The following is a 14,972-nucleotide window of genomic DNA, read 5'->3' as shown; positions in this document are numbered from 1 at the left end:
CGTCAGCCCTCTTCCGGGCCACCGCTCTCCTCGTCCGGCGTCTCGTCCCCCTTGGGCTGGGCGCCCGGCTGGGGCTCGGCGACCGCGACCCGCGCCGGGCGGATCGTACGCTCGCCGATTCGATACCCCGGCTGCAGAATCTGCACGCACGTGGTTTCGGTGACGTCCGGCGCGTACGCGTGCATCAGCGCCTCGTGCACCAGCGGGTCGAAGGGCTCGCCCTCCTTGCCGAACTGCTGCAGCCCCATCTTCGCCGCGACCGTCTCCAGCGACTCGGCGACGGACTTGAAGCCGCCGACGAGCTCGCCGTGCTCACGGGCGCGGCCGATGTCGTCGAGCACGGGCAGCAGCTCGGACAGGAGGTTCGCCACGGCGATCTCCTTGACCGTGACCCGGTCCCGCTCGACCCGGCGCCGGTAGTTCTGGTACTCCGCCTGGAGCCGCTGGAGGTCGGCCGTCCGCTCGTTGAGCGCGGTACGGACCTGGTCCAGCTGGGCCTGGATGGCCACCTGCTCGAGGTCCCCTGCCGGGGACGCCGGGCCCGCCTTGTCGGCGGACCCGGCACCACCCTTGGCCGCATCGTCAGGGGTCTGTGCGGCCTCGGAGGGGACGTCGGGCTGCTCCTCGAAGCCCGGGGTCTCCTCCGTCACGCGGCACCACCCTGGCCCTTGTTGTCAGCCTTCTCGTCGTCCACGATCTCGGCGTCCACGACGTCGTCGTCGGCCTTGGCCTGGCCGTCACCGGCCGCGCCCGCTCCGGCCGCCGCGCCCGCGCCGTCCGTCTGGGCGTTGGCGTACAGCGCCTGGCCCAGCTTCTGGCTGACGGCCGCGACCTTCTCGGTGGCGGTGCGGATCTCGGCGGTGTCGTCGCCCTTGAGCTTCTCCTTCAGCTCGCCGACCGCGGTCTCGACCTCGGTCTTGACGTCGCCGGGGACCTTGTCCTCGTTGTCCTTGAGGAACTTCTCGGTCTGGTAGACCAGCTGCTCGGCCTGGTTGCGGGTCTCGGCGGCCTCGCGGCGCTTGTGGTCCTCCTCCGCGTACTGCTCGGCCTCGCGCATCATGCGGTCGATGTCGTCCTTCGGCAGCGCGGAGCCACCGGTGACGGTCATCTTCTGCTCCTTGCCGGTGCCGAGGTCCTTGGCGCCGACGTGCATGATCCCGTTGGCGTCGATGTCGAAGGTGACCTCGATCTGCGGCACGCCGCGCGGGGCCGGCGGCAGGCCGGTCAGCTCGAACATGCCGAGCTTCTTGTTGTACGCCGCGATCTCGCGCTCGCCCTGGTAGACCTGGATCTGCACGGACGGCTGGTTGTCCTCGGCCGTGGTGAAGATCTCCGAGCGCTTGGTCGGAATGGTCGTGTTGCGCTCGATCAGCTTGGTCATGATGCCGCCCTTGGTCTCGATGCCGAGGGACAGCGGGGTGACGTCCAGCAGCAGGACGTCCTTGACCTCACCCTTGAGGACACCGGCCTGGAGCGAGGCGCCGATGGCGACGACCTCGTCCGGGTTGACGCCCTTGTTGGCCTCCTTGCCGCCGGTCAGCTCCTTGACGAGCTCGGCGACGGCGGGCATCCGGGTCGAGCCGCCGACCAGGACCACGTGGTCGATCTCGGAGAGGGCGATGCCCGCGTCCTTGATCACGTTGTGGAAGGGGACCTTGCAGCGCTCGAGCAGGTCGCTGGTCAGCTGCTGGAACTGGGCGCGGGTGAGCTTCTCGTCCAGGTGCAGCGGGCCCTCGGCGGACGCCGTGATGTAGGGCAGGTTGATGGTGGTCTCGGTCGAGCTGGAGAGCTCGATCTTCGCCTTCTCAGCGGCCTCCCGGAGGCGCTGCAGGGCCATCTTGTCCTTGGACAGGTCGACGCCGTGGCCGTTGTTGAACTGCTTGACCAGGTAGTCGACGACGCGCTGGTCCCAGTCGTCACCACCGAGGTGGTTGTCACCGTTGGTGGCCTTGACCTCCACCACGCCGTCGCCGATCTCCAGCAGCGAGACGTCGAAGGTGCCGCCGCCGAGGTCGAAGACCAGGATGGTCTGGTCGTCCTTCTCCAGCCCGTAGGCGAGGGCGGCGGCGGTAGGCTCGTTGACGATACGCAGGACGTTGAGACCCGCGATCTCACCGGCCTCCTTGGTGGCCTGGCGCTCGGCGTCGTTGAAGTACGCCGGGACGGTGATGACCGCGTCCGCGACCTTCTCGCCCAGGTAGGCCTCGGCGTCCCGCTTGAGCTTCTGCAGAATGAAGGCGCTCATCTGCTGCGGGTTGAAGTTCTTGCCGTCGAGGTTGATCTGCCAGTCGGTGCCCATGTGGCGCTTGACCGACCGGATGGTCCGGTCCACGTTGGTCACGGCCTGGCGCTTGGCGACCTCACCGACCAGGACCTCGCCGTTCTTGGCGAAGGCGACGACGGACGGCGTGGTCCTGGCGCCCTCGGCGTTGGTGATGACGGTGGGCTCACCGCCTTCGAGCACACTGACGACGGAGTTCGTCGTACCCAGGTCGATGCCGACCGCACGAGCCATTTCGCAATCCTCCAGCTACACAGCATTGAGTGGAACAGGCTCAAGAGTGCATGATCAACTTTCCGGTGTCAACAGACCTGAGTCCGGCCGACTCAACTTTTATATGGCGCTTATGGACAGGACACGACAAGAGGAGGGGAGGGGGTCGGGGGCATGGCACCCACAGACGCGACCAAGCGACACAGATCACCGGCCGGTCGGCTACATAGGCTGCCGCTTCCCCGGGTAATCTCGGTCAAGACCAGATAAGTTACTGCTTAGTAATTCCGCTCTCGCAGGTTCGAGGAGCCCCCATGCAACTCGCCGCGATCATCGTGTCGCTGGTCCTCACCGCGGTCGGCGTTGCCCTGCTCGGCCGCGCCGTCGCGCAGTTCGTGCGCTTCTTCAAACTCGGCGCGCCGGTGCCGGCGGGCACCCGGACCGACAACCCCTACCAGCGCAGCGTGACGCTGGTGAAGGAGTTCCTGGCGCACACCAGGATGAACAAGTGGGGCATCGTCGGCGTCGCCCACTGGTTCGTCGCGATCGGCTTCCTGACCCTGCCGCCGACCATCATCAACGCCTACGGCCAGCTCTTCCAGGCGGACTGGACCCTGCCGATCCTCGGCGGCTTCCTCCCCTACGAGCTGTACATCGAGTTCATCGGCACGATGACCACGCTCGGCATCGCGACCCTGATCGTGATCCGGCTGCTCAACCTGCCCGGCCGGGCCGGCCGCAAGTCGCGGTTCGCCGGCTCCACGGCCTGGCAGGCGTACTTCGTCGAGTACGTCATCCTCATCATCGGCCTGGCGATCATGGCGCTGCGCGGCACGGAAGGCGCGCTGCACCACGTCGACTCCTACGAACCGGAGTACTTCGCCTCGTATCCGCTGGTGCTGCTCTTCAAGAGCCTCAGCGTCGGCACGGTGCAGAACCTGACCTACCTGTTCGCGATGGTCAAGCTCGGCACCACGATGGTCTGGATGATCACGGTCTCCACGAACATCGACATGAGCATCGCCTGGCACCGCTTCCTCGCCTTCCCCAACATCTGGTTCAAGCGCGAGTCGAGCGGGGACGTCGCGCTGGGCGCGCTGCAGCCGATGACCTCGGGCGGCAAGCCGATCGACTTCGAGGACCCGGGCGAGGACGACCAGTTCGGCGTCTCGCAGATCGAGCACTTCTCCTGGAAGGGCCTGCTCGACTTCTCCACCTGCACGGAGTGCGGCCGCTGCCAGTCGCAGTGCCCCGCCTGGAACACCGGCAAGCCGCTCTCGCCGAAGCTGCTGGTCATGGCGTTGCGCGACCACTCGCACGCCAAGGCGCCGTATCTGCTCGCAGGCGGCGGGAAGGACGCCGAGGGCGAGGAGAAGGCGTCCGAGGAACAGCTCGCCTCCGTGCCCGCCTCGGCGCTGGCCGAGGCCGAGCGGCCGCTGATCGGCACGCTGGCGGAGAGCGGCGTCATCGACCCGGATGTGCTGTGGTCCTGCACCACCTGCGGCGCCTGCGTCGAGCAGTGCCCGGTCGACATCGAGCACGTCGACCACATCGTGGACATGCGCCGCTACCAGGTGATGATCGAGTCCTCGTTCCCGTCGGAGGCGGGCACGATGCTCAAGAACCTGGAGAAGAAGGGCAACCCCTGGGGGCTCGCCAAGAAGCAGCGGCTGGCATGGACCAAGGAAGTCGAATTCGAGGTCCCGGTCGTCGGCAAGGACATCGAGGACCTGTCCGAGGTCGACTACCTCTACTGGGTCGGCTGCGCGGGCGCCCTTGAGGACCGCGCGAAGAAGACCACCAAGGCCTTCGCGGAGCTGCTGCACATCGCGGGAGTCAAGTTCGCGATCATGGGCGGCGACGAGGCGTGCACCGGTGACTCCGCCCGCCGCCTGGGCAACGAGTTCCTCTTCCAGCAGCTCGGCCAGCAGAACGTCGAGATGCTGAACATGGCCTTCGGCGAAGATGCGGATGAGGGCGTCGTCGTCGAGAAGTCCAAGAAGAAGATCGTCGCGACCTGCCCGCACTGCTTCAACACCATCGCGAACGAGTATCCGCAGCTCGGCGGCCACTACGAGGTCATCCACCACACCCAGCTGCTGCAACACCTCATCGACGAGGGCAAGCTGATCCCGGTCACCCCGGTCGAGGGCCTGATCACCTACCACGACCCCTGCTACCTGGGCCGGCACAACAAGGTCTACACCCCGCCGCGCGAGATCATCGCCAAGGTGCCGGGGCTGCGCAACGAGGAGATGCACCGCCACAAGGAGCGCGGCTTCTGCTGCGGCGCGGGCGGCGCCCGGATGTGGATGGAAGAGCGCATCGGCAAGCGCATCAACGACGAGCGCGTCGACGAGGCGCTGTCCCTCAACCCGGACATCGTCTCCACCGCCTGCCCGTTCTGCCTCGTCATGCTGACCGACTCCGTCAACGGCAAGAAAGCGTCTAATAGCGGCTCCGCCGCGGGCTCTGGAAAGGCGAAGGAGTCGCTGCAGGTCGTGGACGTCGCGCAGCTGCTGCTCGACTCCGTCAAGACGCCGGCCGAGCCGGAGGACGACGGCGAGACGGCGGAGGAGCCGGAGCCGCAGCCGGTGAAGTAGCGGCCACCTGCTGGACGTACTGCCGTGCGTTTGGCCGTGCGTTTGGCCGTGCGTTCTGCTGGACGTTCTGCTGGACGTTCTGCTGGACGTTCTGCTGGGGACCTTCCCGAGGGGCTTGATCCGGCCGGATCAAGCCCCTCGGGCGTGTCAGCGCTGCCGCTTGCCGCGCTCCGGCAGGTTCTGCTCCGTCCAGATGACCTTGCCCTCCGCCGTGTACCGCGTCCCCCACCGGTCGGCGAACCGCGAGACGAGGAACAGCCCGCGCCCGCCCTCGTCCTCCGTCGCCGCGTACCGCAGATGCGGCGAGGTGCTGCTGGTGTCGGACACCTCGCAGATCAGGCTGCGGTCGCACAGCAGCCGCACCCGGATCGGCCCGGTCGCGTACCGGATCGCGTTGGTGATCAGCTCGCTGAGGATGAGCTCGGTGGTGAACGCCACCTCGCCCAGATCCCACTCGGCCAGCCGCCCCGCCACCGCGGCGCGCACCGCGGAGACCAGCGCCGGTTCCGACGGCACCTCCCAGTCCGCGATCCGCTCCGGCTCCAGCACCCGCGTATTCGCGACGATCAGCGCGATGTCGTCGCCGGGGGTGTCGGGCAGCATCTCGGCGAGGACCGCCGTACAGGTCTCCTCCGGCGTCCGCCCGGCGTGGGAGAGGGAGGCGCGCAGCAGCTCCAGGCCCTCCTCGATGTCGCGGTCGCGCTTCTCGACCAGACCGTCGGTGTAGAGGACGAGATGGCTGCCCTCGGGCAGCTGCAGCTCCACCGTCTCGAAGGGCAGGCTGCCCAGGCCCAGCGGCGGCCCGGCGGGCACCTCGGGGAACTCCACCGAGCCGTCGGGGGCGACCACCGCGGGCGGCGGATGCCCGGCCCGGGCCATCGTGCAGCGCCGGGACACCGGGTCGTAGATCGCGTACAGACAGGTGGCGCCGATGATCACACCGCCGCCCTCCAGGCTCTCCGAGGTCTCGTCCTGGTCGATCCGGTCGATCAGATCGTCCAGGTGGGAGAGGATCTCGTCGGGCGGCAGGTCGAGGGTGGAGAAGTTGTGCACCGCGGTGCGCAGCCGCCCCATCGTGGCCGCGGCGTGCAGCCCGTGACCGACCACATCTCCCACCACCAGCGCCACCCGCGCCCCCGGCAGCGGAATCACATCGAACCAGTCCCCGCCCACCCCCGACTCCGCCGGCAGATACCGGTACGCCACATCCAGCGCGCTCTGCTCGGGCAGCACCCGCGGCAGCAGGCTGCGCTGCAGCGTCACCGCCATCGTGTGCTCGCGCGTGTACCGCCGCGCGTTGTCGATGGACACCGCGGCCCGGGCGACCAGCTCCTCCGCGAGGGAGACATCGTCCTCCTCGAAGGGCTCGGGCTTCTCCGAGCGCATGAACGTGGCCATGCCCAGGATGACGCCCCGGGCGCGCAACGGGACCGCGATCATGGAATGGATGCCGCGGTCGACGATCGCCCGCGCCCGCTCCGGATCGTGCTCCTGCCACCCGGCGAAGTCCGGAAGCACGGCCTCCACCGTCGTCTCACCGCTGGCGTAGCCCTTGGCCTGCGGCGTGGCCGGCCCGTAGCGGATCATCCCGCCCAGCGGATAGAGCGGTACGTCCTCGCGGATGCCGCTGAGGGCGGTGCGGCGCAGCGAGGTGCGCGCCGTGGCGCCGCTGCCCGTCGCCGCGCCCGTCGGCTCCTCGCCGCGCAGCACCGGGTCCACCAGATCCACCGCGACATAGTCGGCGAACCGTTCCACCGCGTACTCGGTCAGCTCCTGGGCCGTACGCACCACATCCAGCGTGGTGCCGATCCGCAGGCCCGCGTCGTACAGCAGCTTCAGCCGCTTGCGCGCCAGGTCGACCTTGCCGGACAGCGCGCGCAGCTCGGTGGTGTCCCGGAGCGTCGCCACGCTGCCGGGCGGGCCGCCGTTGCGGTCGGTCGGCCGGTGGCTGACGGTCAGCAGCCGCTCCCCCGCCTTGTGCACCTCGTCGGTGGCGGCGCGGCCCGACACCAGCAGCTCGGCCGTGCTCGCGTCGAAGCCGAGGTCGGCGACGGGGCGCCCCTCGGCGTCCGGCGGCAGGTCGAACAGCCGGCGCGCCTCGTCGTTTGCCAGCATCAGCCGCCGGTCGCCGTCGACGATCAGCACGCCCTCCCGTACGGAGTGCAGCACCGCGTCATGGTGCTCGTACATCCGGGTCATCTCGCCCGGGTCCAGGCCGTGGGTCTGCCGCCGCAGCCGCCTGCTGACCAGCGCCGTACCGCCCGTGGCCAGGGCGAGGGCGGCGGCGACACCGCCGAGGAGGATCGGCAGCTGCCGGTCGACCGCGCCGCTCACCTTCTTCACGGTGATCCCGGCGGCGACCAGGCCGACGACCTTGCCCCGGCTGTCGGTGACGGGCACCACGGCGCGTACGGAGGGGCCGAGGACGCCCGTGGACGTCTCCATGACGGTGCCGCCCTCCGCGGCCTTGCGGTAGCTCCCGAGGAAGTGCCGACCGATCTCCTTCGCTTTGGGGTGCGTGTAGCGGATCCCGTCCGTCGTCAGGACGACGATGAAGTCGACGCCGGCCCTGTTGCGGGCGCGCTCGGTGCGCGGCTGCAGGATCGCGGTCGGGTCGGGGGAGCGCAGCGCCTCGACCAGCCCCGGGGCGTTCGCGAAGGCCTCGGCGACCGCCAGCGAGCGGTGACGGGCCTCCTGGTCGGTGTCGTGCCTGGACTGCAGCACGAGGGCCGCCCCGGCGGCGACGGCGAGCAGCAGCACGACCGCCACCTGCAGGAAGAACACCTGACTCGCGACCGTACGGGTGAGGCGGAGCACGCCGCGCCGCACGGACCGGGTGGGGCGGGCGGGGCGGGCGGGGCGGGTTGGGCGGCCCGGCTGGGGGGAGGGGGCCTGGGTAGGCGGGGTGGCGCGGCCACCGGGCTCGCGGGTCTCCGGGACGCGGGTCTCCGGGACGCGGGTCTCCGGGACGGAGCTTTCGGGGGCACGGCTTACCGAGTCACGGCTTACCGCGTCGCGGCTTTCGGGAGCACGGCCTTCCGGGACAGAGCTTTCGGCAGCATTGCCTCCCGGAGAACGGCCTTCCGCGGCACGGCCTCCCGAGGCATGCCCCTCCAGGACGCGGCCTTCCGAGTCGTAGCCGTCCGGGCCGAAGCCATCCAAGTCGTAGCCCTCGCGCTCCAGGGGCCGTTCGGGGCAGCCGTCGGGCGGCGGTAACGGCGGCTGCGGAACCGCTTCGCCGTGGTGCGGAACCGCTTCGCCGTGGTGCTCACCGACCCCCACCTCGCGCTGCTCGCCGACCCCCACCTCGGCCTCCGCGCGCGGGCGCGCTCGTCGCCCGCCCTGCCGACGGTCGGTCAGCGCGCGGGTCGGCGGAACCCGGGACAGACCGAAGGATTCGGCCATGTCACCGCTTCTGTCGCTCTCGTCCTCCGGCGGGCGAGCGGCATCCGCCGCGGCCGGCCGACCACTTGTGTCCGACATCTGATTACGCTCCACCCACCCCCCTCCCCCACGTCCTTTTCACCCGCTCAAAAACCACCCGCATGCCGTGCAGTACGACCATGGCCGCCCCCGCCTCAACCGCTCCGAACATGACTCGATCCTGACCGCGAAATGACCCTTCTCACAACAAGGTTGCGGATCTCTACAGGATCATGCCCCAAACCTCCGCACGGGAATGTCCTGAACAGCCCTTCTGCACCAAAAGTCATCTCTACAGCCAACCAGATCTTCCGAAACTGAAACGTTCGGAAGACGCCGAAATACACCCCCTGTCCCGCCGCCCCGGAGAGCGCTTCGGCTCCACTCCCCTCAACCCGGAACAACGACAACTGACCCACGTGCCCCGTCAGTTCACCTTCACAACACCCCCGCACCATGGACGCGCAACCCTTCGAACGCCCCACGAGTCACACCCGCCAGGAGTTCCGCGTTCCGCGCGAGGCCGGCCCCGGAAGGCCGTACCGTACGCGCTCCCCCGTCCGTCCCGTACGCCCCCTCGGCGACGCCATCACGAGAAGCACAGCAGCACGAACCAAAACGCCCCCAGGAGCCCGCCCATGCACCGCCGCAGCAGCAGCCGCCGCAGCCGAACGACCCCGCACGCCCGCCGCCCCGGCGCTGCCCTGGCCTGCGCCGCGGCGACTCTGGCGGCGGCGCTGCTCGCCGCCTGCGGCTCCGGCGACGACGGCCCGCAGGACGGCCCGCAGGACTCCAAGGGCCCGCAGGACTCCAAGGGCGCGCAGGACTCCAAGGGCCGGCAGGGGAGCGAGCGGGCGGCGCCCGGTGGCGCAGGCTCCCGCGCCCCGGTCATCACGCCCACCGCGACCGCGCCCGTCCCCCGGGGCAAGGGCAGCGAACTGCCGGACGACCTCAACGGCGACGGCTACCCCGAGCTGGTGCTCCCGCTCGTCGAAAGCAAGGAGGAGGTCCAGCCCACCCGGCTGGCCTTCGTCCACGGCTCGTCCCGGGGCCTCAACCCCGCCACCCGCAGCGTGCTCACCCGCGACGACCTCGGCCTGCCCGCCCGCGGCGCGGACGTGACGCCCGTGGACTCGACCAGGATCGCCACGGCCGACCTCGACGGCGACGGCTACGCCGACCTGGTCACCCCCCTCGCCGAGCGGCTCAGCGAGGCCGATTCCGACCGCCTCCACACCAACGCACGAACGGTCCCGTACATCACCTGGGGCGGCGCCGACGGCCCGCGGCGCGGCGCCGCCGCCACCCGCGCCGGGCTGACCGGTCCCGACGACAGCGTGGAGCTCCAGCGGCCGACGGTGGGCGACTTCGACGGGGACGGCCACCACGACCTGGCGATGGTGCGCGCGGACCGCGCGTCCTTCCTCGTGCTGTACGGGCCGTTCGGCCGGGACGGCAGGGCGGCCAGGGCGGTGCCGTACCAGAGCCCGCTCGACAGCGGCGGCCAGGTCGGCGAGCTGGTGGCGGACGCGATCGACGCCAAGAGGCCCGCAGACGACGGCGGCCGCCCCACCGACCTGGTGGTACACGCCATGAACGACGACGACCAATCCGCCTCCGTACTCCTGACCGCGGGCCCGGACGGCCTCGCCCGCACCGGCCACAAGCTGCGCGAGGGCAACGCGATCGCCTTCGGCGACTTCGACGGGGACGGTCTGCGGGACGTGGCAGTCGGCGACAGCGGCACCCGCAACAACGAGCCGGGCTACGAGACGGAGGCGCCGGAGGTGGACCACACGCTGAGCGTCTACACCAGGAAGGCGCTCAAGGACGCAGCACCGGCCACCCGGGACGCCTCCCCCCAGCCCATCAAGATCGTGAACATGACGGGCGGCCTGGCCGCCGCCGACACCGACGGTGACGGCACCGACGAGCTGGCCGTGGCGCTCGAGGCGGGCGGCGCCGAGATCATCACCATCCGGCCGGACTCCCCGGGCGACATCGCGCACCGCCACACCCTGACCCGTACCGCCCCCGCCCGCGTGGACGGCGAGAAGATACGGAAGCCCCGCCGCGCCGCCCGGCTCCACGGCGCCCACGACTTCGACCAGGACGGCAAGGACGAGGTCGTCCTCGCCTGGGGCCGCGACGCCGTCTTCGCCCTGTACGGCGACCGGCCGGAGTGGTGGTGGATCACCGACGGCACGGCCGACAGGACGGCGTTCAGCGGCAAGCCCTTCACCACGGACACCCACTGACCGGCAGGCCCCCCGTCCCCCACGGGGGAAAACCCCTCAGGGTCCCCCTAGGGGATGTCACAGCTCGGCCGCAATGCCGGACCTGTTATGAGAGGTCCGGCCCCCCAATCCCTACGACCGGGTACGTTCGAATCGTGGCTGGATTCAGGATCGGACGCGGACGGGACCCCCGCTCCGCGCAACAGGGGCAGCAGCAACCACCGCAGCAGCAGCCGTACGGCCGGCAAGCGCCGCCATACGGCGGGCAGCAGCCGCAGTGGCAGCAGCCCCCATCACAGGGAGAGCCGGAGTACTTCGGCGGCCAGGACCCGTACTACGGCCCCCCGCAGGGCCAGGCCCCGGGCTATGGCCAGGGCGGCTCGTACAGCAACAACGATCCGGGCCATACCCAGCAGTTCAGCGTCGGCGAGGCGCCCGACGCCTACGACCCGTACGGCCAGGACCCCGGCTACGGCCCCGGCCCCGGCTCGTACGACGACGGCTACGGCAACACCTACCGCGCCGGCGCCTCCACCGCCCCGCCCGCCGGCCCCCGCCTGCCCTGGAAGCAGCTGCTGAGCGGCATCGTGCTCCGCCCGTCGGCCACCTTCTGGCAGATGCGCGACTACGCGGTGTGGGGCCCGGCCCTGATCGTGACGTTCGTCTACGGCCTGCTCGTGGTCTTCGGCTTCGACCAGGCCCGCGAGGACGTGCTGAACGCCTCGATGGGCAACAGCATCCCGTGGATCCTCGTCACCGGCGTCGCCGTCGTGATCAGCGGCCTGATCCTGGGCGCGGTCACCCACACCCTGGCCCGACAGCTCGGCGGCGACGGCTCGTACGCCCCGACCATCGGCCTGTCGATGCTGATCATGTCCATCACGGACGCGCCACGGCTGCTGTTCGCGCTGTTCCTGGGCGGGGACAGCCCGACGGTGCAGGTTCTGGGGTGGGCGACCTGGCTGGCGGCGGGCGCGCTGTTCACCTCGATGGTGAGCAAGTCGCACGACCTGCCGTGGCAAAAAGCGCTGGGGGCCTCGGCGATCCAGCTGATCGCGCTGCTGTCGCTGCTGAAGCTGGGCACGCTCTAGAACCGGACCAGGGGAACGCGAAGAGGGGCCCACCACTTGTCACGCCTCGGGGTGGCTCCGAGTCTGAGGGAAGGGGTGCCACTCCGTGAGCACGATGGTTGCGTCATCGTCGAGCTCGCCACCATGGTGTTCCAGGATCGTGTGAATGAGGCGGCGCAGGGCTTCGGGTGCGGGGTCCCCGGCGGCCATGGCGCGGATGATGAAGTCGGCGAAGCGCTCCTCGCCGAAGCGGACCCCGCTCGGCGAGCGGGCTTCGGTGACCCCGTCGGTGTACAGCAGGACGCTGTCACCAGGCTCCATCTGGAAGCGCCCCACCTGGCAGCTCTTGCGTGGCTGCATGTTTCTCAAGCCGAGCGGCGGTTGCGGCTCCCGCACGAGTGCTTCGCGCAGCACCTCCTTGTCGCGGATGAGCAAGGGTGTCGGGTGCCCGCAGTTGAGCCACTCGAGGCTGCCCGTGCCGGTCTGCATGCTCGCCAGCACCGCGGTGACGTACCGGTCGGGAAAGACCTCGTGAACCGCCTCATCGATGCTGACCGCGACCTCCTCGAGCCCTGCCCCGCTGCGGCGAGACGCCCGGCAGGCCGCGAGGGCCACGGAGGCGACAAGGCCGGCGGCCAGATCGTGGCCCATGGAATCGAAGATGCCGAGGTGGACCGTGTGATCGAGGGTGGAGTGGTCGAAGGCGTCGCCGCCGAGATCGTAGGCGGGTTCCAGCACGGCGCTGGAGGTGAACCGATCGGTACCGACGGTCCGCGGCGCGAGAAAGGCCCAGACCAGCTCTGAGGGGATCCGCATGGCCCCGAGGCGCTGTCGCGCGATGTAGGCGTCGCTGTATCCGCCCTTGTCGATCACGATCAGAGCGATCAAGGACACCAGGGCGCGGCAGGTCTCCATCGTGGTGGCATCCATTGCCGGCGCCTGGATGGCAACGACGCCCAAGCGCTCCACTCCATCGAGCAAGGGCATCCACAACACCAGCCCGCGCCCCATGGCGTCCTCGGTGATACGGGGCGAGGCCGTCCGGTACGCCCAACCGGCGAGTGTCCCGTCGATGGGCACGCTGCGCGGCGCCTCGACCCGGGAATCCGGCACCGACACCAGCAGCTTCTGCTGCAGGTCGGCGAGGTAGATGGTCAGGTGGCTGATCTGCAGCGATTCGTACTCACGCCGTAGTACCTCGGGCAGATCGGTGGGCGCTATGGTCGCGTATTCCCTCAACAAGCGAAGCACTGCCTGGGCCCGCTCAGGCATCGCACTCACCAGCTTCCCGACCGGCTCCGGCCTCTCTCCCCACGCTACGCCCGGTTGAGGGATCGGCGGAGAGGCAAACGGTCGTGCCTCACTGCTGGGTCGTGCCTCACTTTGCGAAGTGCGGCACGACCCATTGCGCAAGACCACGAAGCGACCGGATCAGAGCGCTTCCTTGTTCTCCTTCGGCGCCTCTCCCAACCTCCGTACCGGAGGCAAGACGCTCCAGGGGAAGTTGATCCAGTCCTCGGTGCGCTTCCAGACGTACTCGCACTTCACAAGCGACTGCGACTTCTCGTAGATCACCGCGCTGCGCACCTCGGCGACCGTGCCGACGCAGAAGTCGCGGACGAGCTTGAGCGTCTTGCCGGTGTCGGCGACATCGTCCGCGATCAGGACCTTCTTCCGGGAGAAGTCGATCGCGTTGGGCACGGGCGCCAGCATCACCGGCATGTCGAGGGTCGTCCCCACGCCGGTGTAGAACTCCACATTCACCAGATGGATGTTCTTGCAGTCCAGCGCATACGCCAGCCCACCGGCCACAAACACCCCGCCGCGCGCTATGGACAGCACGATGTCCGGCTCGTACCCGTCATCCGCGATCGACTGCGCCAGCTCCCGCACCGCCGCGCCGAAGCGCTCGTACGTCAGGTTCTCCCGCTGCTCACTCACCGGCTCACACCTTCGTCCGGTGGAAGTTCTGGTACGACCGCGACGGCGTCGGCCCGCGCTGCCCCTGATAGCGGGAACCGTAACGCTCCGACCCGTACGGATGCTCGGCCGGCGAGGTCAGCCGGAACATGCACAGCTGCCCGATCTTCATCCCCGGCCACAGCTTGATCGGCAACGTGGCCACATTCGACAACTCCAGGGTCACATGCCCCGAGAACCCGGGGTCGATGAAACCCGCGGTGGAGTGCGTCAGCAGCCCCAGCCGCCCCAGGCTCGACTTCCCCTCAAGCCGCGAGGCGATGTCATCCGGCAGCGAGACCACCTCGTACGTCGAGGCGAGCACGAACTCCCCGGGGTGCAGGATGAACGCCTCATCCCCCTCCGGCTCCACCAGCCGCGTCAGATCCGGCTGCTCCACCGCCGGGTCGATATGCGGATAACGGTGGTTCTCGAACACCCGGAAGAAGCGGTCCAGCCGCACATCAATACTCGACGGCTGCACCATCGCCGGATCGAACGGATCGACCCGTACCCGCCCGGCGTCGATCTCGGTCCGGATGTCCTTGTCTGAGAGAAGCACGCAACGAGGATACGCAAACACAACCCATGACCTGGGCCCGGCCCGACCGGACCGGGCCCGTCACCATGATCAGAACCCGCGGGCGATCACAAAGCGGCAACCCCTACCGCTTCTACCGCTTCCCACCCGCCACCGGCACCGCCTGCCGCAACCGCGCACAACGCGGACAGCGCAGCAGCCGACCGGGGCCGATCCGGTCGACGGTGAGGTGCTGCATCGGGAACGAAGCGGTGCTGAACACATGCCCTTCAGCACAACGGACGACGGTGCGCTCCATTGAGTCCCTTCCCTATAAACGTGGACAACAAAAGCCACATTAGGGGATCAACCACCCGCCACTCCACGCGGCACTCCGCCCCACCGTACGCCCCAACTCCCCCACCCTTATAGCCGCTTCCCACCCACCCCACCCCACCCGCACCCTCCCGGCAAACCCTCCCGAAAAGCACAAATACCCCACGACGAATGCGCCGGGGGTCAGGCATGGGGTACAGTGTGCGACGATGCGACACCGACGGATGGTGTCTCTCGCGGGTGTAGTTTAATGGTAGAACATGAGCTTCCCAAGCTCAGAGCGCGGGTTCGATTCCCGTCACCCGCTCCACGACGAAGGCCCAGGTCAGA

The 14,972-nt window shown here is 69.4% G+C and carries 11 protein-coding genes and 1 tRNA gene; 5 read left to right on the top strand and 7 right to left on the bottom strand.

Annotation, left to right across the window (positions count from 1 at the left end; all coding sequences use genetic code 11):
• Window positions 1-2: 2 nt before the first annotated feature.
• Together grpE and dnaK are read right to left on the bottom strand one after the other, a co-directional pair.
• Complete coding sequence (gene grpE, locus ACFZDL_RS31125; protein WP_353593993.1) at window positions 3-650, bottom strand: nucleotide exchange factor GrpE; 648 nt, start codon at window positions 648-650, stop codon at window positions 3-5.
• Window positions 647-2,515, bottom strand: coding sequence for a molecular chaperone DnaK (dnaK, locus tag ACFZDL_RS31120; protein WP_353593994.1), 1,869 nt, complete (start codon window positions 2,513-2,515; stop codon window positions 647-649). Before dnaK ends, grpE begins: the two co-directional genes overlap by 4 nt.
• A gap of 293 nt (window positions 2,516-2,808) precedes the next feature.
• Here dnaK and ACFZDL_RS31115 point away from each other — a divergent pair, with 293 nt between their 5' ends.
• Window positions 2,809-5,097 (top strand): (Fe-S)-binding protein, encoded by a 2,289-nt coding sequence (locus ACFZDL_RS31115; protein ID WP_353593995.1) that lies wholly within the window; start codon window positions 2,809-2,811, stop codon window positions 5,095-5,097.
• A 147-nt stretch (window positions 5,098-5,244) separates the two neighbouring features.
• Here ACFZDL_RS31115 and ACFZDL_RS31110 read toward each other — a convergent pair whose 3' ends face one another.
• Complete coding sequence (locus tag ACFZDL_RS31110; RefSeq protein ID WP_391193129.1) at window positions 5,245-7,866, bottom strand: SpoIIE family protein phosphatase; 2,622 nt, start codon at window positions 7,864-7,866, stop codon at window positions 5,245-5,247.
• A gap of 34 nt (window positions 7,867-7,900) precedes the next feature.
• Here ACFZDL_RS31110 and ACFZDL_RS31105 point away from each other — a divergent pair, with 34 nt between their 5' ends.
• From ACFZDL_RS31105 to ACFZDL_RS31095, 3 genes are all read left to right on the top strand, one after another.
• The gene (locus ACFZDL_RS31105) at window positions 7,901-8,236 is read left to right on the top strand and encodes a pentapeptide repeat-containing protein (protein ID WP_391193065.1); all 336 of its coding nucleotides are present in this window, start codon (window positions 7,901-7,903) and stop codon (window positions 8,234-8,236) included.
• A gap of 922 nt (window positions 8,237-9,158) precedes the next feature.
• The gene (locus tag ACFZDL_RS31100; protein WP_353593998.1) at window positions 9,159-10,778 is read left to right on the top strand and encodes a VCBS repeat-containing protein; all 1,620 of its coding nucleotides are present in this window, start codon (window positions 9,159-9,161) and stop codon (window positions 10,776-10,778) included.
• A 131-nt stretch (window positions 10,779-10,909) separates the two neighbouring features.
• Window positions 10,910-11,848 (top strand): Yip1 family protein, encoded by a 939-nt coding sequence (locus ACFZDL_RS31095; protein ID WP_353594024.1) that lies wholly within the window; start codon window positions 10,910-10,912, stop codon window positions 11,846-11,848.
• Window positions 11,849-11,887: 39 nt separating this feature from the next.
• Here ACFZDL_RS31095 and ACFZDL_RS31090 read toward each other — a convergent pair whose 3' ends face one another.
• The 4 genes from ACFZDL_RS31090 to ACFZDL_RS31075 form a co-directional block, all read right to left on the bottom strand.
• The gene (locus tag ACFZDL_RS31090; protein WP_353593999.1) at window positions 11,888-13,099 is read right to left on the bottom strand and encodes a PP2C family protein-serine/threonine phosphatase; all 1,212 of its coding nucleotides are present in this window, start codon (window positions 13,097-13,099) and stop codon (window positions 11,888-11,890) included.
• A 159-nt stretch (window positions 13,100-13,258) separates the two neighbouring features.
• Window positions 13,259-13,768 carry a phosphoribosyltransferase gene (locus tag ACFZDL_RS31085; RefSeq protein WP_353594000.1) on the bottom strand — a complete coding sequence of 170 codons (510 nt, stop codon included), beginning with the start codon at window positions 13,766-13,768 and terminating at the stop codon, window positions 13,259-13,261.
• A gap of 4 nt (window positions 13,769-13,772) precedes the next feature.
• Window positions 13,773-14,348, bottom strand: a complete 576-nt coding sequence (gene dcd, locus ACFZDL_RS31080) for a dCTP deaminase (RefSeq protein ID WP_353594001.1) — start codon at window positions 14,346-14,348, stop codon at window positions 13,773-13,775.
• Between the two features lie 112 nt (window positions 14,349-14,460).
• Window positions 14,461-14,625, bottom strand: coding sequence for a hypothetical protein (locus ACFZDL_RS31075; protein ID WP_014178225.1), 165 nt, complete (start codon window positions 14,623-14,625; stop codon window positions 14,461-14,463).
• Window positions 14,626-14,878: 253 nt separating this feature from the next.
• On the opposite strand from ACFZDL_RS31075, the gene ACFZDL_RS31070 reads away from it, so the two are divergent.
• Window positions 14,879-14,952 (top strand) — tRNA-Gly (locus ACFZDL_RS31070).
• Window positions 14,953-14,972: the final 20 nt, after the last annotated feature.

Source organism: Streptomyces sp. NPDC007917, from assembly GCF_042959105.1.
In the GTDB taxonomy this organism is placed as follows: Bacteria; Actinomycetota; Actinomycetes; order Streptomycetales; family Streptomycetaceae; genus Streptomyces.
This window is presented reverse-complemented; position numbering and strand designations above follow the sequence as displayed.

What these genes read in the sequence shown, in the direction of transcription:
- dnaK (WP_353593994.1), bottom strand. Translation starts at nt 2,515, where the DNA reads ATGGCTCGTGCGGTCGGCATCGACCTGGGTACGACGAACTCCGTCGTC.
- ACFZDL_RS31115 (WP_353593995.1), top strand. Translation starts at nt 2,809, where the DNA reads ATGCAACTCGCCGCGATCATCGTGTCGCTGGTCCTCACCGCGGTCGGC.
- ACFZDL_RS31100 (WP_353593998.1), top strand. Translation starts at nt 9,159, where the DNA reads ATGCACCGCCGCAGCAGCAGCCGCCGCAGCCGAACGACCCCGCACGCC.
- ACFZDL_RS31090 (WP_353593999.1), bottom strand. Translation starts at nt 13,099, where the DNA reads ATGCCTGAGCGGGCCCAGGCAGTGCTTCGCTTGTTGAGGGAATACGCG.
- ACFZDL_RS31075 (WP_014178225.1), bottom strand. Translation starts at nt 14,625, where the DNA reads ATGGAGCGCACCGTCGTCCGTTGTGCTGAAGGGCATGTGTTCAGCACC.